This is a genomic window from Mycolicibacterium neworleansense, from assembly GCF_001245615.1.
In the GTDB taxonomy this organism is placed as follows: domain Bacteria; phylum Actinomycetota; class Actinomycetes; order Mycobacteriales; family Mycobacteriaceae; genus Mycobacterium; species Mycobacterium neworleansense.
In genome coordinates this window covers 727436-743558 of record NZ_CWKH01000003.1, presented here as the reverse complement: position 1 = coordinate 743558, position 16123 = coordinate 727436, and the positions used below count along the sequence as shown (strand labels likewise).

The 16123-nt window shown below is 68.9% G+C and carries 19 protein-coding genes; 5 read left to right on the top strand and 14 right to left on the bottom strand.

The genetic code is table 11. The features are described 5' to 3' along the window. Window positions 1-2: 2 nt before the first annotated feature. Window positions 3-266, bottom strand: a complete 264-nt coding sequence (locus BN2156_RS28135) for a DUF2530 domain-containing protein (RefSeq protein WP_090518215.1) — start codon at window positions 264-266, stop codon at window positions 3-5. Between the two features lie 85 nt (window positions 267-351). Between BN2156_RS28135 and BN2156_RS28130 the strand changes: the two genes are divergently transcribed. The 3 genes from BN2156_RS28130 to BN2156_RS28120 are packed head-to-tail and all read left to right on the top strand — an operon-like array spanning window position 352 to window position 1897. After that, window positions 352-783, top strand: a complete 432-nt coding sequence (locus BN2156_RS28130) for an Rv0880 family HTH-type transcriptional regulator (RefSeq protein WP_090518214.1) — start codon at window positions 352-354, stop codon at window positions 781-783. Beyond that, window positions 780-1601, top strand: a complete 822-nt coding sequence (locus BN2156_RS28125; RefSeq protein ID WP_090518213.1) for a TrmH family RNA methyltransferase — start codon at window positions 780-782, stop codon at window positions 1599-1601. Before BN2156_RS28130 ends, BN2156_RS28125 begins: the two co-directional genes overlap by 4 nt. A gap of 20 nt (window positions 1602-1621) precedes the next feature. Beyond that, a complete protein-coding gene (locus BN2156_RS28120) occupies window positions 1622-1897 on the top strand; it encodes a DUF2537 domain-containing protein (protein ID WP_090518212.1) in 276 nt (91 codons plus the stop codon). A 4-nt stretch (window positions 1898-1901) separates the two neighbouring features. On the opposite strand, the gene BN2156_RS28115 is transcribed toward BN2156_RS28120, so the two are convergent. From BN2156_RS28115 to map, 5 genes are all read right to left on the bottom strand, one after another. Then, window positions 1902-2813: an SAM-dependent methyltransferase gene (locus tag BN2156_RS28115; RefSeq protein WP_090518211.1), complete on the bottom strand. Its 912-nt coding sequence runs from the start codon at window positions 2811-2813 to the stop codon at window positions 1902-1904. A gap of 240 nt (window positions 2814-3053) precedes the next feature. After that, complete coding sequence (gene sepH / locus BN2156_RS28110; protein ID WP_090518210.1) at window positions 3054-3869, bottom strand: septation protein SepH; 816 nt, start codon at window positions 3867-3869, stop codon at window positions 3054-3056. A gap of 92 nt (window positions 3870-3961) precedes the next feature. Beyond that, a complete protein-coding gene (gene serC / locus BN2156_RS28105; protein ID WP_090518209.1) occupies window positions 3962-5068 on the bottom strand; it encodes a phosphoserine transaminase in 1107 nt (368 codons plus the stop codon). A gap of 38 nt (window positions 5069-5106) precedes the next feature. Continuing rightward, entirely contained in the window at window positions 5107-6054 is a 948-nt protein-coding gene (locus BN2156_RS28100) for a membrane protease subunit, stomatin/prohibitin (protein WP_090518208.1), read from the bottom strand. A gap of 57 nt (window positions 6055-6111) precedes the next feature. Then, window positions 6112-6876: a type I methionyl aminopeptidase gene (map, locus tag BN2156_RS28095; protein WP_090518207.1), complete on the bottom strand. Its 765-nt coding sequence runs from the start codon at window positions 6874-6876 to the stop codon at window positions 6112-6114. Between the two features lie 122 nt (window positions 6877-6998). On the opposite strand from map, the gene BN2156_RS28090 reads away from it, so the two are divergent. Further along, the gene (locus tag BN2156_RS28090) at window positions 6999-8015 is read left to right on the top strand and encodes an AurF N-oxygenase family protein (RefSeq protein WP_162490988.1); all 1017 of its coding nucleotides are present in this window, start codon (window positions 6999-7001) and stop codon (window positions 8013-8015) included. Window positions 8016-8053: 38 nt separating this feature from the next. Then, entirely contained in the window at window positions 8054-9712 is a 1659-nt protein-coding gene (locus tag BN2156_RS28085) for a 4Fe-4S binding protein (protein WP_090518206.1), read from the top strand. Here the strand turns inward: BN2156_RS28085 and BN2156_RS28080 are convergent. The 8 genes from BN2156_RS28080 to BN2156_RS28045 all read right to left on the bottom strand — a co-directional run bounded on the left by BN2156_RS28080 (window position 9709) and on the right by BN2156_RS28045 (window position 16070). After that, the gene (locus BN2156_RS28080; protein ID WP_090518205.1) at window positions 9709-10260 is read right to left on the bottom strand and encodes a nucleoside/nucleotide kinase family protein; all 552 of its coding nucleotides are present in this window, start codon (window positions 10258-10260) and stop codon (window positions 9709-9711) included. The genes BN2156_RS28085 and BN2156_RS28080 overlap by 4 nt on opposite strands. Next, complete coding sequence (locus BN2156_RS28075; protein WP_235625525.1) at window positions 10247-10990, bottom strand: energy-coupling factor transporter transmembrane component T family protein; 744 nt, start codon at window positions 10988-10990, stop codon at window positions 10247-10249. Before BN2156_RS28075 ends, BN2156_RS28080 begins: the two co-directional genes overlap by 14 nt. Then, window positions 10987-12471 (bottom strand): ABC transporter ATP-binding protein, encoded by a 1485-nt coding sequence (locus BN2156_RS28070; RefSeq protein ID WP_090518204.1) that lies wholly within the window; start codon window positions 12469-12471, stop codon window positions 10987-10989. The genes BN2156_RS28075 and BN2156_RS28070 overlap by 4 nt, the downstream gene beginning before the upstream one ends. Continuing rightward, window positions 12468-13085, bottom strand: coding sequence for an ECF transporter S component (locus BN2156_RS28065; RefSeq protein WP_090518203.1), 618 nt, complete (start codon window positions 13083-13085; stop codon window positions 12468-12470). Before BN2156_RS28065 ends, BN2156_RS28070 begins: the two co-directional genes overlap by 4 nt. Before the next feature lie 76 nt (window positions 13086-13161). Further along, window positions 13162-13704 carry a GNAT family N-acetyltransferase gene (locus BN2156_RS28060; protein ID WP_159402872.1) on the bottom strand — a complete coding sequence of 181 codons (543 nt, stop codon included), beginning with the start codon at window positions 13702-13704 and terminating at the stop codon, window positions 13162-13164. A 64-nt stretch (window positions 13705-13768) separates the two neighbouring features. After that, complete coding sequence (locus BN2156_RS28055; protein ID WP_090518201.1) at window positions 13769-14221, bottom strand: VOC family protein; 453 nt, start codon at window positions 14219-14221, stop codon at window positions 13769-13771. Window positions 14222-14340: 119 nt separating this feature from the next. Further along, entirely contained in the window at window positions 14341-14976 is a 636-nt protein-coding gene (locus BN2156_RS28050; protein WP_235625524.1) for a maleylpyruvate isomerase N-terminal domain-containing protein, read from the bottom strand. Next, on the bottom strand, window positions 14952-16070 hold the full coding sequence (locus BN2156_RS28045) for a citrate synthase 2 (protein WP_090518199.1): 1119 nt from the start codon (window positions 16068-16070) through the stop codon (window positions 14952-14954). Before BN2156_RS28045 ends, BN2156_RS28050 begins: the two co-directional genes overlap by 25 nt. Window positions 16071-16123 lie beyond the last annotated feature (53 nt).

Genomic DNA, 16123 nt, shown 5'->3' with positions numbered 1-16123 from the left:
CCTCAGGTCAATCCGCTTTGCGCACCGCGAGATCCGCGGCGCACGGCGCGGCGCTGGATCAGAAAGATAGTCGTGCCGAGAACGCCGATCGCCAGTCCGGCGAGCGTGAACGGGCGCCAGTGTTGCAGATCGCTGACGGTGAACGACACGATGGTGGCGATCAACCAGCCCGTGGCGATCACCACGATCACCGGCCACGGCTCCAGCAGCGCGGCGGGCAGGGCCGGTGGCTGGGGCTCCGGCGCGCCGTTGGTGTCCTCGGTCATCGGTGACCAACGTATCCGATGCGGTGGGGATTCATTGGTCTTGGTTTTAGCCCTTTACTCCCGCAGCCTCAGTACTATTTCCGATGTGAAGGATCCGGAGGCGCGGCTCGCGAATGATCTGGCTCTGGCAGTGGTCCGTCTCGCGCGTCAATTGCGTACGCGGCGTGCGGAATCCCCGGTTTCGTTGACTCAGTTCTCGGCACTGGCCACGCTGGCCAAGGAAGGCGCGATGACACCGGGCGCCCTGGCGCTGCGGGAGCGGGTGCGTCCGCCGTCGATGACCCGCGTGATCGCTTCACTTGCCGAGCAGGGTCTGGTGGCCCGCGCCGCCCATCCGGTGGACGGACGCCAGATCGTGGTGTCTGCCTCCCCGGCCGGGATGACCCTCGTCGAGGCTGAGCGCAAGGCCAGCCAGGAGTGGCTCAAGGCGCAGTTGTCGCGGTTGGATCCCGATGAGCGCCAGACCCTGGTCAATGCCGCCGACCTGATGTCGGCCATGGTTCTCGAAGGCGCGTGAGTCTGCTGCAGGTCATCGATATCGACGATCCGGCCGATTCCCGGTTGGACGACTTCCGCGATCTCAACAGCGTGGACCGCCGGCCGGATCTGCCCAGTGGCAAGGGCCTGGTGATCGCCGAAGGCGTGCTGGTGGCTCAGCGAATGCTCGCCTCCCGGTTCGTCCCGCGGGCGCTGCTGGGCACCGACCGCCGGCTGACGGAGCTGGCCGCCGATCTCGACGGCGTGGACGTGCCGTTCTACCGGACCAGCGCTGAGGTGATGGCGGCCGCGGTGGGTTTTCACCTGAATCGCGGCGTGCTGGCCTCGGCCTCGCGGGCGCCGGAATTGTCGGTGGCCGAGGTGATCTCCGGGGCGCGTACCGTGGCGGTGCTCGAAGGCGTCAACGATCACGAGAATCTCGGGTCGATCTTCCGCAACGCGGCCGGGCTGGCGGTGGACGCGGTGGTGTTCGGCGCGGGCTGTGCCGATCCGCTGTACCGGCGGGCCGTGCGGGTGTCGATGGGACATGCGCTGCTGGTTCCGTTCGCCCGGGCCACGTCGTGGCCCGGTGATCTGCAACTCTTGCGGGACAAGGGGTTCCGCCTCATGGCGATGACGCCGGACCCGGCGGCCGCAACCCTGTCCGAGGCGATGACACAGCTCGAGGGCGATCGGGTGGCGGTTCTCGTCGGCGCCGAGGGGCCGGGGCTGACCGAACACACGATGCGGGCCAGCGATGTGCGGGTGCGCATCCCGATGTCGCGCGGCACCGATTCGCTCAACGTCGCCACGGCGGCGGCGCTGGCGTTCTATGAACGGGCCAGGCTCGGCAGCTGAGATCGCGTTAGATTGACTCCGTGACCGACGATTCCACGCCATGGGGTACCGGCCTGACGGTATCGGCCTTCGTGGCCGTGGTGCTGGGCGCGGCGATCGTGGTGCTCGGAGTGGGGCTGCTGCGGGTGCACCCGCTGCTGGCGATCGGGCTGAACATGGTGGCCGTCGGCGGCTTGGCCCCCACCGTCTGGGGTTGGCGGCACCGGCCGGTGTGGCGCTGGTTCGTCCTGGGGTCCGCAGTCGGGGTGGCGTGCGGCTGGGTGGCGCTGCTGGCGATCGGGCTGACCCAGGGCTGACCGCTCAGGCCACCAGTTCGGCTGCGGTGTATCTGGCGTCGAGCAGTCCGGCGACCGCCTCGTCGCGGCGGAACTTCCGGCCGTGGACCGCGAACATCCTTTCGGCCGTGGTGGTTTCGGGTTGCCATCCGGATGCGGTCAGGTAGTCGGCGACGCCGTTGCGGTCGCCCGAGAAGATCAGGTCCGACAGGTCGTCGAGTTCCCGGCCCTGCTCGCGCTGGTGGTCGGTCAGTGTCCGTATCCGGCTCTCGGCCAGCTCGGTGTGCTCGGTCATCCAGTCGGTGGCGATGCGGCTGCCCGGTGCGCTCAGCGCGGTGATGTTGTCGAACAGCCGGTCCTGGGCGTCGGGAGGCAGATAGCCGAGCAGCCCTTCGGCGATCCAGGCGGTCGGAGCCTGCGGGTCGAAGCCGCGGGCGCGCAGGGCGGCCGGCCAGTCCTGGCGCAGGTCGATGCCGATCGCATGCAGTTGGGCGGCCGGAGCGGCGCCGAGTTCGGCGAGGGCTCGGCCCTTGAACTCGATCACGGCCGGCTGATCGAGTTCGAACACCGTCATGCCGGCCGGCCAGGGCAGCCGGTAGGCACGGGCGTCCAGCCCCGAGGCCAGGATGACGGCCTGGCGGATACCCGCCTCGACGGCAGTCAGGAAGAAGTCGTCGAAGTAGCGGGTGCGGATGGCCATGCCGTCGGCGATTACGTGGGGATCGAGCGGTTCGGCGGAGCCGTCGGCCACCAGGTCGCCCTGGGCCAGGCGGACGTAGTAGTCCACGCCGACGGCGTCGACGAGGGGCCGGGCGTACGGGTCGGAGATCAGCGGGTCGGCGGCGCTGGAGGCCAGTGCCCGGGAGGCGGCGACGCCGGTGGCGGTGGCGCCGACGCCGGTGGCCAGGTCCCAGGTGTCGTTGTCGGTGCGTGGCATGACCCCTCCAGGTGTATAGCAAGTCTAGTTATTAGACACTATAACTAAATCATGGGCATGACGGAGGGTCGCCTTCGCCACAGTGGGGGCGCAAGCAGTTATCCGCAGGTGCGCGGAACGTGGTCTGGTCGTGGAGATGCTGGGGGAGAGCGTCGACGGCGTTGTGCCTGAAGTCCGCATTGAGCGGCGTCGGGCTGGCGGCCTGACGTGTGGGCGTCTGAGTAGGCCCCTAGAACGCGATCAGGGCTGGGTGCCCGACGAACGCACGCCCAGCAGGACGTCCTCCCAGGCCGGAACCGCCGGACGCGCCTTGCGGCTGCGCTTGGCGGCCGGGGGAGCAGGCGCGGGCGCGGGCTCGGCGGGCCGGCTGAACTCATCGGGAACCGCGGCCGGCGTCTGGGCGACCTCGTGGGTGTCGTGATCGTCGAACAGGTGCGGCACCGCGGCGACGGGGCGCAGCGGCCTGCCGAAATTGGGATCGATCAGCTGGCGGGCCGCATCGTCGGATGCGGCGACGGTGCCGCCGTGGGCGCCGGGGGTGAATCGGAAATGCGCGAGATTGTCCGACCGGCCGGCTTTCCAGGCCAGCTGCACGGTCCAGCGGCTGTCCTCGTTGCGCCAGGCATCCCAGGCGATGGAGTCGGGATCGAGTCCCCGGGCCACCAGGGCGCTCGTGACGGTTTCCAGCAGGGTCAGCACCGCGGGGCCGTCGGCCAGGACCGGATGCGCCGCGGCGGCCAGTTCGGCCGCACGGGCACGCTCCAGCAGCACCGGATGGGCGAACCGCTCGACCCGTTCGACAGGCACCCCGGCCGCGGCGGCCAACTGCTCCACCGACGCCCCGGCGCGAATCTTCGCCTGAATCTCCTTGGGTCGCAGCACGTTCTGCACCTCTACATCGATCTCGGACTGATTCGAGGCGACCTTGTCCCCGCGCAATGCAGCGCGGAGCCGGTCATCGACACGCAAGCTGAACATGTCCTTGGCGGAGTCGTCGGATTCACAGATGATGCGTCTGCCGTCGACGTTCAATCCAACGACTCTGAGTTCTCGCATACCGACCTGACCTCCTGGGCGAACCCTACTGCGTTATCAGCCCGTTACCGGGCTGACACGCGGGCGGGAGAGGGATGGAGATGGAGGTTCGTTCAGAGGTTCTCGACGACCCAGTCGACGCAGCTGGTCAGGGCGCTCACGTCGTCGGGCTCGACGGCCGGGAACATGCCGATCCGCAGCTGGTTACGGCCCAGCTTGCGGTAGGGCTCGGTGTCGACGATTCCGTTGGCCCGCAGCACCTTGGCGACCGCGGCGGCGTCCACCGCATCGCTGAAGTCGACGGTGCCGACGACCTGCGAACGCAGCGCCGGGTCGGTGACGAACGGGGTGGCGAAGCTCGACGCCTCGGCCCACGTGTACAGCCGCTGCGAGGAATCTGCCGTCCGCTTGACGGCCCAGTCCAGTCCGCCGTTGCCGTTGAGCCAGTCGAGCTGCTCGGCGAGCAGGATCAGAGTGGCGATGGCCGGGGTGTTGTAGGTCTGGTTCTTGAGGCTGTTCTCCACCGCGATGGGCAGCGACAGGAAGTCGGGCACCCACCGGCCCGTCGCGGCGATCGCCTCGATACGGGCCAGCGCCGCGGGGCTGACGATGGCCAGCCACAGGCCGCCGTCCCCGGCGAAATTCTTCTGCGGCGCAAAGTAATACGCGTCGGTGTCGGCGATGTCGACCGGCAGGCCGCCGGCGGCCGAGGTGGCGTCGATGAGCACCAGCGCATCGCCGGCCGGACGCTGCACCGGCACCGAGACACCCGTCGAGGTCTCGTTGTGGGCCCAGGCCACGACGTCCACCGAAGGGTCGGACTGCGGCTGCGGCGCGGTGCCCGGGTCGGTCTTGACGATGATCGGGTCGCCGACGAAGGGGTTCTTGGCCACGCACGAGGCGAACTTGGCGCTGAACTCGCCGTAGGTCAGGTGCAGCGAGCGCTTGTCGATCAGGCCGAAGGCCGCGGCATCCCAGAACGCGGTCGAACCGCCGTTGCCCAGGACCACCTCGTAGCCGTCGGGCACCGAGAACAGCTCCCGCAACCCGTCACGGACGCGGCCGACCAGATTCTTGATCGGTGCCTGCCGATGGGACGTGCCGAACAGATCCCCGGCGGCGGCCAGCGCGGTCAGTTGCTCGGGGCGGACCTTGGAGGGTCCGCATCCGAAACGGCCGTCGCGGGGCTTGAGGTCGGCGGGGATGATCAGTTCAGCCATGGCGTTCAGATTATCGGCCCGAGACGATCCAGCAGAAATCAGCCGGCCTGGGGCACCACATACGTGGGTTGGTACGGGTTCTGTCCGTTCTCGATCGCCTTGGCCTTGAGATAGTCCTCGGCGCTCGGATAGCCGGCGATCTCGGCCTGCTTCTGCAGTGCCACCTGGCGGGCCAGTTCGGTCTGAGCCTGCGCCGCGGCCTTCTCGGCCTCCGCCTTGGCCCGCGCGGCGTTCGCGTCGGCCACGCCCTTGGCCTCGGCCGCCCTGGCGTCGGCGATCGCCTTTTGCTCGGCGATGATCGCGTCCTTGAGCCCCTCGTCCACCGGGTCGGGCTTCATGACGGTGACCTGGAAGTTCGTGAAGAATTCGCGACCGTCGGTGCGGGCCCGCGAGGCGCCGGGCAGCGCGTCGCGCAGCGAGTTCTGGAACTCGATCCGCACCTTCTCGTCGTTCCAGATCTCGCGCCAGGTGTACTTCTGCGCCACGCTGATGAGCACCTGCTCGGCGGGCTGGCCGATGACGTAGCGCAGCAGGTTCACCCACCCGGTGGTGACCAGCCCGTCGTTGTCCAGCCAGCCCTGGTACTTCGTGCCGAAGTCGCGGTGAAAGTCCATCAGCATGTCGCAGTCGGTGGTCAGGTCGAAGGTGATCACCACCGGAACCCGCAGTTCGGCAGGGGCGGTGGCGTTGGACACCACGATGGTCGACTCGGCCTCCGAGTCGGGGCTGCCGGTGGCGTCCCAGCTGATCTGCCGCGACGGGTATCGGTATGCCTTGAAACCGCCGGGAGGATTGAACTCGGAGGTCTCCGGGTCGATGCAGCCCTCCACCTTGGGGTCGGTGGGGATCAGGGCGTAGTCGTCCACCTTGACCGCGGTCTGCCCGGGTCCGACCTGAGTGGCACAACTCGACAGGATGGTTCCGGCTATCAGGACGCCCACGATGAGCACCCCACCGACGACTATGCCTTTGGCTTTGCGATTCATGGGGCCCGCATCCTTTGTCCGCGCTGTGAGACAGCTGACAGTGATGGGGAATCTTAACTAGGCGGTCAGGATTACGGGCCCTTGATCGGTGACAGCGACGGTGTGTTCACTGTGCGCCGCGCGGGCCCCGGTGGCGGTGCGCAGCGTCCACCCGTCGGGGTCGTGGACGTAGCCGGTGGTGCCGTCGGCGATGAGCATCGGCTCGATCGCGATCACCAGGCCTGGCTGCAGTGCCATGCCTTCCCCGGGTCGCCCGGAGTTGGGGACGTGCGGCGCCTCGTGCATGGTGCGCCCGATGCCGTGCCCGCCGTGGTTGGCCAGCAGGCCGTAGCCCGCCTCACGGGCCACCGCGGCGATCGCGTGCCCGATGTCGCCCAGTGTGTTGCCGGGCCGGGCGGCGGCGATACCGGCGGCCAGGGCCGCGTCCGTCGCCTCGATCAGCGCGGCGTCGGCCGGCCTCGGTGTGCCGATCACGAAGCTGCGGGCGGCGTCGCCGCACCAGCCGTTCAGGACCGCCCCGAAGTCCACCGACACCAGGTCACCTTCGGCAAGCACCGTGTCGTCGGGGATCCCGTGCACCACCGCGTCGTTGACGCTCACGCACAGTACGGCCGGGAACGGGCTGGGCGCCCAGCGCGGCTGGTAGTCGAGGAAGGGCGATGCGGCGCCGCGGGCAGCCAGGATCTCGGCGGCAATCCGGTCCAAATCGGCCGTGGTGTGGCCCGCGGTGGCCTGACTGGCAAGCGCGCGGAGTGTGTCGCCTACCACAGCTCCGGCTGCCGCCATCGCCTCTACCTGGTATTCGGTCTTCAGATCGACCACGGGCGGCCACCTGTCGGCAAACTTAGGGAATCGGGCATGGACTTTTACTCGATACCTGCGGTACCGTTTGTACAACAAGTGGGTAGATGTAAACCTCAGACGAGTATAGAGAGGTCTGCAACATGGCTCGGACCAAGATGGTCAGGCGCTGGCGCAAGAACATGGACGTCAGCGACGACATTCAGTACACCGACATGCTCGCGACACTGTCCGAGGGCTCGGTGCGACGCAACTTCAACCCGTACAAGGACATCGAGTGGGATTCGCCTGAGTTCGCGGTGATCCCGAACGATCCGCGCTGGATCCTGCCGGCGACCGACCCGATGGGTGGGCACGCGTGGTACCAGGCCCAGCCCGTCGAGCGGCAGATCGAGATCGGCATGTGGCGCCAGGCCAACGTCGCCAAGGTCGGCCTGCACTTCGAGAACATCCTGATCCGCGGCCTGATGGAGTACTCGTTCTGGGTGCCCAACGGCTCGCCGGAGTACCGGTACTGCCTGCACGAATCCGTCGAGGAGTGCAACCACACCCTGATGTTTCAGGAGATGGTGAACCGGATCGGCATGGACGTGCCGGGCATGCCGCGGCTGCTCAAGTGGCTGCAGCCGCTGATCCCGCTGGCCGCCGGCCCGCTGCCGATTCCGTTCTTCTTCGGTGTGCTCGCCGGCGAGGAGCCCATCGACCACACGCAGAAGAACGTGCTGCGCGAGGGTAAGGCCCTGCATCCGATCATGGAGCGGGTCATGGCGATTCACGTCGCCGAGGAGGCCCGTCACATCTCGTTCGCGCACCAGTACCTGCACAAGCGGGTGCCGAACCTGCGTCGCCGCCAGCGCTGGATCCTGTCGCTGTTCGTGCCGCTGACCATGCGCATCCTGTGCTCGGCGATCATCGTGCCGCCGCGCGCGTTCTGGAAGGAGTTCGACATCCCGCGCTCGGTGCGCAAGGAGCTGTTCTTCCGCTCACCGGAGTCGCGCAAGATGCTGCGGGACATGTTCGGCGACGTGCGCATGCTGTGCCACGACACCGGCCTGATGAACCCGATCGCCAAGCTGATGTGGCGGATCTGCAAGATCGACGGTCAGCCCAGCCGCTACCGTAGCGAGCCACAGCGCGAGCACCTGGTCTCTGTCGCCTAAAGCTCGCCCGAGAAGCCGCAAGGTCTGCAGAGGTTCTGATGCCCCATGTGATCACCCAGTCGTGTTGCAGCGACGGGTCCTGTGTTTACGCGTGTCCGGTGAACTGCATCCATCCGTCACCGGATGAGCCGGGCTTCGCGACGGCCGAGATGCTCTACATCGATCCCGAGGCGTGTGTGGACTGCGGCGCGTGCGTGAGTGCCTGCCCGGTCGGCGCGATCTCGGCCGATACCAAGCTGACCGACAATCAGCTGCCGTTCATCGAGCTCAACGCCGCCTTCTACCCGAAGCGCGAGGGCAAGTTGCCGCCGACGTCCAAGCTGGCGCCGGTGATCGCGGCACCGAAGGTGGCGGCCCGTTCCGGTGGGCCGTTGACGGTGGCGATCGTGGGCTCGGGCCCGGCCGCCATGTACGCGGCCGACGAGTTGCTGACCCAGCGCGGTGTGCGGGTCAATGTCTTCGAGAAGCTGCCGACGCCCTACGGGCTGGTGCGGGCCGGTGTGGCGCCGGACCACCAGAGCACCAAGCGGGTGACCCGGCTGTTCGACGTCATCGGTAAGCAGCCGGGGTTCAAGTTCTTCCTCAACGTCGAGGTCGGCAAGCACCTGTCGCACGCCGACCTGTTGGAGCATCACCACGCCGTGCTGTACGCGGTGGGTGCGCCCAACGACCGTCGCCTCGACATCGAGGGCATGGGCCTGCCCGGCACCGGGACCGCCACCGAGATGGTGGCCTGGATCAACGGACACCCGGAGTTCACCGATCTGCCGGTGGACCTGAGCCACGAGCGGGTCGTCGTCGTCGGCAACGGCAACGTCGCATTCGACGTGGCCCGCATCCTCACCACCGATCCGGACATGTTGGCCCGCACCGACATCTCCGATCACGCGTTGGCCGCACTGCGGTCCTCGAAGGTTTCCGAGGTGGTGATCGCGGCGCGCCGCGGCCCCGCCGAGTCGGCCTTCACGCTGCCCGAGCTGATCGGCCTGACCGCGAGCTGTGACGTCGTGCTCGATGAGGCCGACCATCAGCTGGTGCTGGCGGACCTGGCCCGGGAGACCGATCCGCTGACCCGCAACAAGCTGGAGATCCTGGCCAAGCTCGGTGACTCGTCCGCCCCGGTGATCCGGCCGCGGATCCGGCTGGCCTACCGACTGACCCCGCAGCGCGTGCTGGGTGCGGATCGGGTGACCGGCATCGAGTTCGGGGTGACCGGGACCGACGAGGTGCGCACGCTCGATGCCGGGCTCGTGCTGACCTCGATCGGGTACCGCGGCAAGGCGATTGCCGATCTGCCGTTCGACGACGCCGCCGGCGTGGTGCCCAACGACGGTGGACGCGTCAGGGACACGTCCGGTGCCTACGTGGCCGGCTGGATCAAGCGCGGGCCCACCGGGTTCATCGGCACCAACAAGTCGTGTGCGGCGCAGACCGTGGGTCAGCTGGTCGACGATTACAACTCGGGCGTGCTGACCGATCCGGCGCACAAGCAGGCCGCGTTGGAGAAGCTGGTGCGAACCCGCCAGCCCGCCATGGTCGATGCCGCCGGGTGGCAGGCGATCGACGCCGCCGAGATCGCCCGTGGTGGCCAGGATCGCCCGCGGGACAAGTTCACCTCGGTCGACGAGATGGTGGCGGTCGCCGTGACGGCGCCCAAACCGACCGTGCGACAGCGGGTTCTGGCGGGCTTGCGCTAACCGGGCGCCGCGAACTCGAATCCGCCGGCGGCGGGCACCGCGATCAGATCGGCGCACGCCCTCGGCTGGAACCGGGCGATGAACTCGTCCTCTTGGGCGGCCCACCGGTCCCAGTGGGGCCGGTAGGTCTCGCCGTCGCGTTCCAGTGCCCGGCGCTTGCGCTCGGTGTCGTCGGCGTCGACCCAGACGCCCAGATCGGCGCATGCCCGGCTGGCCGGGGTGAGCGCGCCGATGCCCTCGACGATGAGGCGTTGTCCGGGTCCGACGTCGTGCCAGCCGCTCGGCGCCGCGGTTGCCCAGTCCCATTGCCGCCAGCGTCCGATGCGTCCGGCGGCCCGCGGCTGGAGCAGCGATCGCTGCAAATGGTCTGCGGCCCAGAGCAGTCCGTCCCAGCCCGGGTAGATGTCGTCGAGCCGGACGACGACACTGTTGGGCCACTCGTCGCGCAGCTCCATCGCCAGCGTCGACTTGCCCGACCCGGACCGACCGTCGATCAGCACCGTCGTCGCCGCCGCGCCCAGCCGGCGCAGGATGTCATCGAGTGCCAATGAAGTTCCAAGTTCCGGCGGCCAGCGACACCGCGATCGCGGCCGCCGCGATGACGAATCCCGCGGCGATCAGGGCGAATTCGCGGGCGCCGAAGGGGGAGGGGCGGGCCCACGTCCGGGTCGGGTAGGCGCCGAACCCGCGGGCCTCCATCGCCGTGGCAAGCTTCGATCCACGGCGCACCGCGAACACCAGCAGCGCGAAGGCCTGCCCGGCGATCCGCCGCACCCTGGCGTGGTCGGCCACGCCGCGGGCCCGGCGGGCGTAACCCAGGTACTGCCAGTCCTGTCCGAGCAGTCCGACCAGACGCAGGCCGGCCAGCGCACCGAGGACGAACCGGGCCGGCAGCCTCAGCACCTGCCCCAAACCGTCTGCCAGTTCGGTGGATTCGACGTCGATGAACAGAATTACCGAGGGCAGCGCGATGGCCAGCACCCGCAGGAAGGTGGCCACGGCGAGCGCGATCGACCCGTCGCTGATCGTGACGAGCAAGAAGTGCCAGTACACGGTGCCGCTGACCTGGCCGTAGAGCAGGATGGTGACCGCGGTCAGTGCGGCCGCGACGGCGACCACGGCGGCACGGGTCAGCGCCGTGCGCAGCTTCACACCGATGACGGCGAACAGCACGATCTCGCCGGCCAGTGCGGTCAGGGCCGACACCCAGTCGACCGACAGCACCAGGGCGGCCGCGATGATGAGGGCGGTGAGCAGTCGTGCCACCGGGTTGATCACGGCGCCGTCTCCGGTGTGGGTTCCCAGTCCGGTAACGCGATGCGGTCGTCGGCGAGCACGGTGGCGAAGTCGAGGTCGTGGGTGGCCGCGACGACGGCGGTTCCGGCGTCGGCGATCTCGGCCAGTAGCCGGGTCAGTTCCTCCCACGTGCGGCGGTCTTGCCCGAAGGTCGGCTCGTCGAGGATGATCACGCGGGGTGCGGTGGCCAGCATTGTCGCCACCGACAGGCGGCGCTTCTCACCGCCGGAGAGGGTATAGGGATTCACCCCGGCCAGGTGGGTCAGGTGCAGGCGTTCGAGGAGTTCGTCGGTGCGGGCGGTGATCTCGGCGGTCTTGAGCTTGATTGCCTTGGGGCCCAGCGAGAGTTCGTCGCGCACCGTGCCGGCGAGGAACTGGTGTTCAGGATCCTGGAACACGCTGCCGATCCGGGTGAGCAGTTCTTTCGACCGCCACTTGACGGGTGTGCGGCGCGACGGGGAGGGCGCGAAGTCGGGGTGTGCCTCGAAGCGGCCGGCGGGCGCGGGCAACAGGCCGCCGATGGTGAGCGCGAGCGTCGACTTGCCTGCCCCGTTCGGGCCGGTGATCACCGTTGTCCGGCCGGCTTCGATCTCGAAATTCAAACCGATGTGCATCGGGGGGTCGCCAGGGTGCGCCAGCGCCAGATCTGCTGCACACAGCAACGTTTCGGCATCCCGGGACCGGCGGCGGGCAATCTGAGGCAACGGAGTCTCGGGCACCCAGACCCCCGACCGGACGAGGTAGTCGTGGTTGCGCCGGATGGTCTGGTCCGGCGTTCCGTCGGCGATCACCGCACCGTCGGCGCCGAGCACGATGACCCGGTCGATGACCGGCAGCCAGACCTCGGTGCGGTGTTCGATGACGACGAGCGTCGCGCCGGTCCGTGCGGCCGACGCGGCAACGGCGTCGCGTACCTCGATGACACCCGCGGGATCGAGGTTGGCCGTGGGCTCGTCGAGCAGGATGAGCCCGGGGTCCATGGCGATCACCCCGGCCAGCGCGAGGCGTTGTTTCTGCCCGCCGGACAGCTCCGAAGTAGATTGGGACAAAGCGAGATTCAGCCCGACAGCGCCGAGCGCGGCTCGGACGCGGGGCCAGATCTGGTCACGTTCGACACCGAAGTTCTCCATGCCGAAGGCGACGTCGTCACCGACCCGGGACAGGATCACCTGGGAATCGGGATCCTGCAGCACCATGCCGATGCGGTGGCGCTGCTCGGCCGGGCCGGCGCCGTCGACCTGCAGGGTCCCCGTCTGCCTGCCTTCCTCGGCGCCGCCCAGCAGTCCGGCGATGCCGTGCAGCAGAGTCGATTTCCCGGCGCCGGACGGACCGAGCAGCAACACCCGCTCGCCGGGTTCGATCCGCAGGTCGAGATCCCGCACGGCCCAGGTGGTGCGTCCGGCATGGCACCAGCCCCAGTGCTGCGCCGTGACGGTGGCACCTGTGCGGTGCGGAGAGCTCATCGAGCGTCGGGGCCGATCCGGCCCGAGGCGAACCGGCTCAGCGCTCCGGTCTTGGCCAGACCCCTGACCGCGAACCAGGACAGCAGGCCGGCGACGAGCGCGCCGGACACGATCGCCGCGACCGTGTAGATCACCGCGAACGTGGTGGCCGAGCCGGGGTACCACAGGATGAGATCGTTGACGGCCAGCGCCAATCCGGCGACGGCCCCGGCGAGCAGCGCGACGGGCAATCCCCAACGGCGGTACAGGAACACTGCGAAGACCAGTTCGGCGCCGACACCTTGCACCAGTCCGGATTCGAGGGTGAGCACACCCCACTGATTGCCGACCAGCGCCGACACCGTCGCGGCGACGAGCTCGCCGTACAACGCAGCGCCCGGCTTGCGGATCACCAGGGCGGTGAGCACCCCGGCGAACAGCCAGCCACCGGCGAGCAGTGCCTGCAGCCCGGGCAGCAGCGCACTCAGCGGTGCGCTGATCGGGTTGGACGCGATGTTCCACACGACGAACACGAGCCCCGCCGCCGTTGCGAGCACGCTGGCGACGACGATGTCCACGACCCGCCAGCGCAGCGCCCGGGCAGCCGGCGTGGTGTCGGTGGGCTGGGGGTTCATCGGTCTCCTTCGTGGCCTGTCGCGAGGAGATCAGTATGGACTGCGCGAAGCCGGTCGGTTGCCGGCACTCAGGCGGCTACCAGAGGTCGCCGACGCGCCAATCACAGATCAACGGTGCTGACACGGTGAAGCCGAGGGCTCTGCGATCGGTCGGGAACAGGAAGATCCGGTCGGTCGGGTCGTAGGTGTCGATCAGCCCCTCGGGGGTGTCGGCCCGGGTCGGGCCGTCCCAGGGTCGCCAGCCGCGGCCGGCATAGAACGCCGCGGCGCTCTCCACGGCGTTGAGCGCACCGATGTCGTGCCGGGCACGGATGACGGTTTCCGTGTGCTCCATCAGCCGCCGGCCCAAACCGCGGCCCTGCTGGTCGCCGCGGACGGCGACAGCTTCCACGTAGCCCGTGTCGAAGACGTCGTCCATGTGGCGCAGCGTGCGGGGCACCACCGCCGCATGCGCCAGCAACTCGTGGTCCTCGGTGATCCTCACGTGCACGCCCTCGACGCCGTGGAGCCAGTCATGCGGGCGGAAGCCGTCCCCGAATGCGGCGCGGACCAACGCCTCAGCCGACCTCAGGTCGTCGTGGCTGAGTTCTCCGGGTTCGGCGATCAGGACGTCGATCACCGGCCCAGGATGCCACCCTGACAGCGCACGTGTCTGTCCGTGGCACCCCGGCCGGCGCAGCGGGCTACTGCCCGGACTTCATCGCCTGTTCGATCTCGTCAATGCTGACCTCGCGGACCGGCTGCCCCAGAGACCACTGGTGCCCGAACGGGTCGCGGACGACGCCGTACCGGTCACCCCAGAACTGGTCCTCCAGCGGCGCCACCACCTCGGCACCTGCCTCGACCGCACGGGCGAATTTCTCCTCGACATCGGTCACGGTGAGGTGAATGGTCACCGGGGTGCCGCCCAGGGCCGTGGGTGTCGACGACTTGCCGTCGTTGAAGTCGGGGAAGTCATCGTTGAGCATGACCGTGGACCCGTTGATGGTGAGCGCGGCGTGCACCAGCTTGCCGCCGGGCCCGGGCACCCGGCCCAGCTCGGTGGCGCCGAACGCCTTGACGTAGAAGTCGATTGCCGCTGCGGCGTCGTCGACAACCAGATGCGGAGTGACTGCGGGAGTTACTTCGATCGCCATGTTCTTCTCCTGATTCGTGAGCGGACTCAATGCAGACCCGCGCGGCGGGCGGATCTCATCGCCGGACCACCCCCATGCAACCACCGGGGTCTGACACGTGCCGGAACGGCGACCGGATATCAGGTGACGGAGAACGTCCGCGGCAGCTCGGCACGCCCGGTCAGCGCCATCAGGACAGTCTCGCCCTCGCCGAGCTCCACCGCGATCTGGGTGGCCAGCACGCCGGCCGACTCGAGTACCTCGTTCGGCAGGTCCGCCGAAAGTCCTGTGGCCCGGGCGATGTCGAGGCTGTGCACGGCCAGCTCGAAGACGCGGGTCGGCAGGTAATGGCTCAGCCGGATGCCGAACCCGCCGATGACGGTGATCAACGGGTCGCCCGCATCGTCGATATCGTCCAGGGCCCGGCTGGCCAGCGCATCCACCGCGGCGGCCGGGTCGGAGCCCAGGTCGCGCCCGGCCTGCCTGCCGCGTTCGATGATGGACTCGGCGCCGGTGTCGGTCATGAAACTCCGCATGGCGGCGTAGTACTCCACCGGGCCGGCCAGGTCGGCCGTCGACGCCGGTTGCTGCAGGTACGTGCTGACGGTGACCAGTGAGCGCGACGTGTGGCCCACCAGGGCGCGCAGATCCCATTCGCCAAGGCCCGGCCCGTCAAACGATTCCGCCGGCAGCACCTGCACCAGGCGGGCGAAAGCGTGTGCCGCCGAGGCGAATACGTCGCGACCGCCGATCATGACGTGGCGATCTTGTCCCATCCGGCGACAGACTCCACGCTGCGTGGCTCGGGGCCGACGTAGATGGCGGCCGGACGCACCAGCTTGCCGAGACGCTTCTGTTCCAGGATGTGCGCGCACCAGCCGGCGGTGCGTCCACAGGTGAACATCGCGGGCATCATCGATGCGGGCACCTGGGCGAAGTCCAGGATCACCGCGGCCCAGAACTCGACGTTGGTCTCGATGGCCCGGTCCGGGCGGCGCTCCCGAAGCTCGGCCAGCGCGGCCTGCTCCAGGGCCGCGGCCACCTCATAGCGGGGCGCCTCGAGGCGTTTGGCGGTGGCCCGCAGCACCCGCGCCCGGGGATCCTCGGCCCGGTACACGCGGTGTCCGAAGCCCATGAGCTTGTCGCCGCGATCCAGGATCCCCTTGACCACCGCGCGGGCGTCTCCGGTCTTCTCGACCTCTTCGATCATGGGGAGCACGCGGGCCGGGGCGCCGCCGTGCAGCGGTCCGCTCATCGCGCCCACCGCACCCGACAGCGAGGCCGCCACATCGGCGCCGGTGGAGGCGATCACCCGGGCGGTGAACGTCGACGCGTTCATTCCGTGCTCGGCGGCGGTCACCCAGTAGGCGTCGATCGCCTCGACGTGCCTGGGATCTGGGTCGCCCTGCCAGCGGGTCATGAAACGTGCTGTGACCGTGTCACATTCGTCGATCGTGCGTTGTGGCACTGCGGGCTGGTAGATGCCGCGGGCGGATTGGGCGACGTAGGACAGCGCCATCACCGAGGCGCGGGCCAGCTGGTCACGCGCGGTGGTCTCGTCGATGTCCAGCAGCGGGGCGTAGCCCCAGATCGGCGCCAGCATCGCCAGCCCGGCCTGGACGTCGACCCGCACATCACCGCTGTGGATGGGCAGCGGGAACGGCTCGGCCGGTGGCAGCCCCGTGCCGAAGCTGCCGTCGACCAGCAGTCCCCACACGTCTGAAAAGGTGACCCGGCGGCTGACGAGTTCCTCGATGTCCACGCCGCGGTAGCGCAGTGCGCCGCCGTCCTTGTCCGGCTCGGCGATCTCGGTGGTGAAGGCGACGACGCCTTCGAGGCCGGCAACGAAGTCCTCCGGTACAGCTGGCATGGCCAGATTCTTGCACCAAGCCCAGGCGTAGCGTTACCGCGGTGGCCAAACCC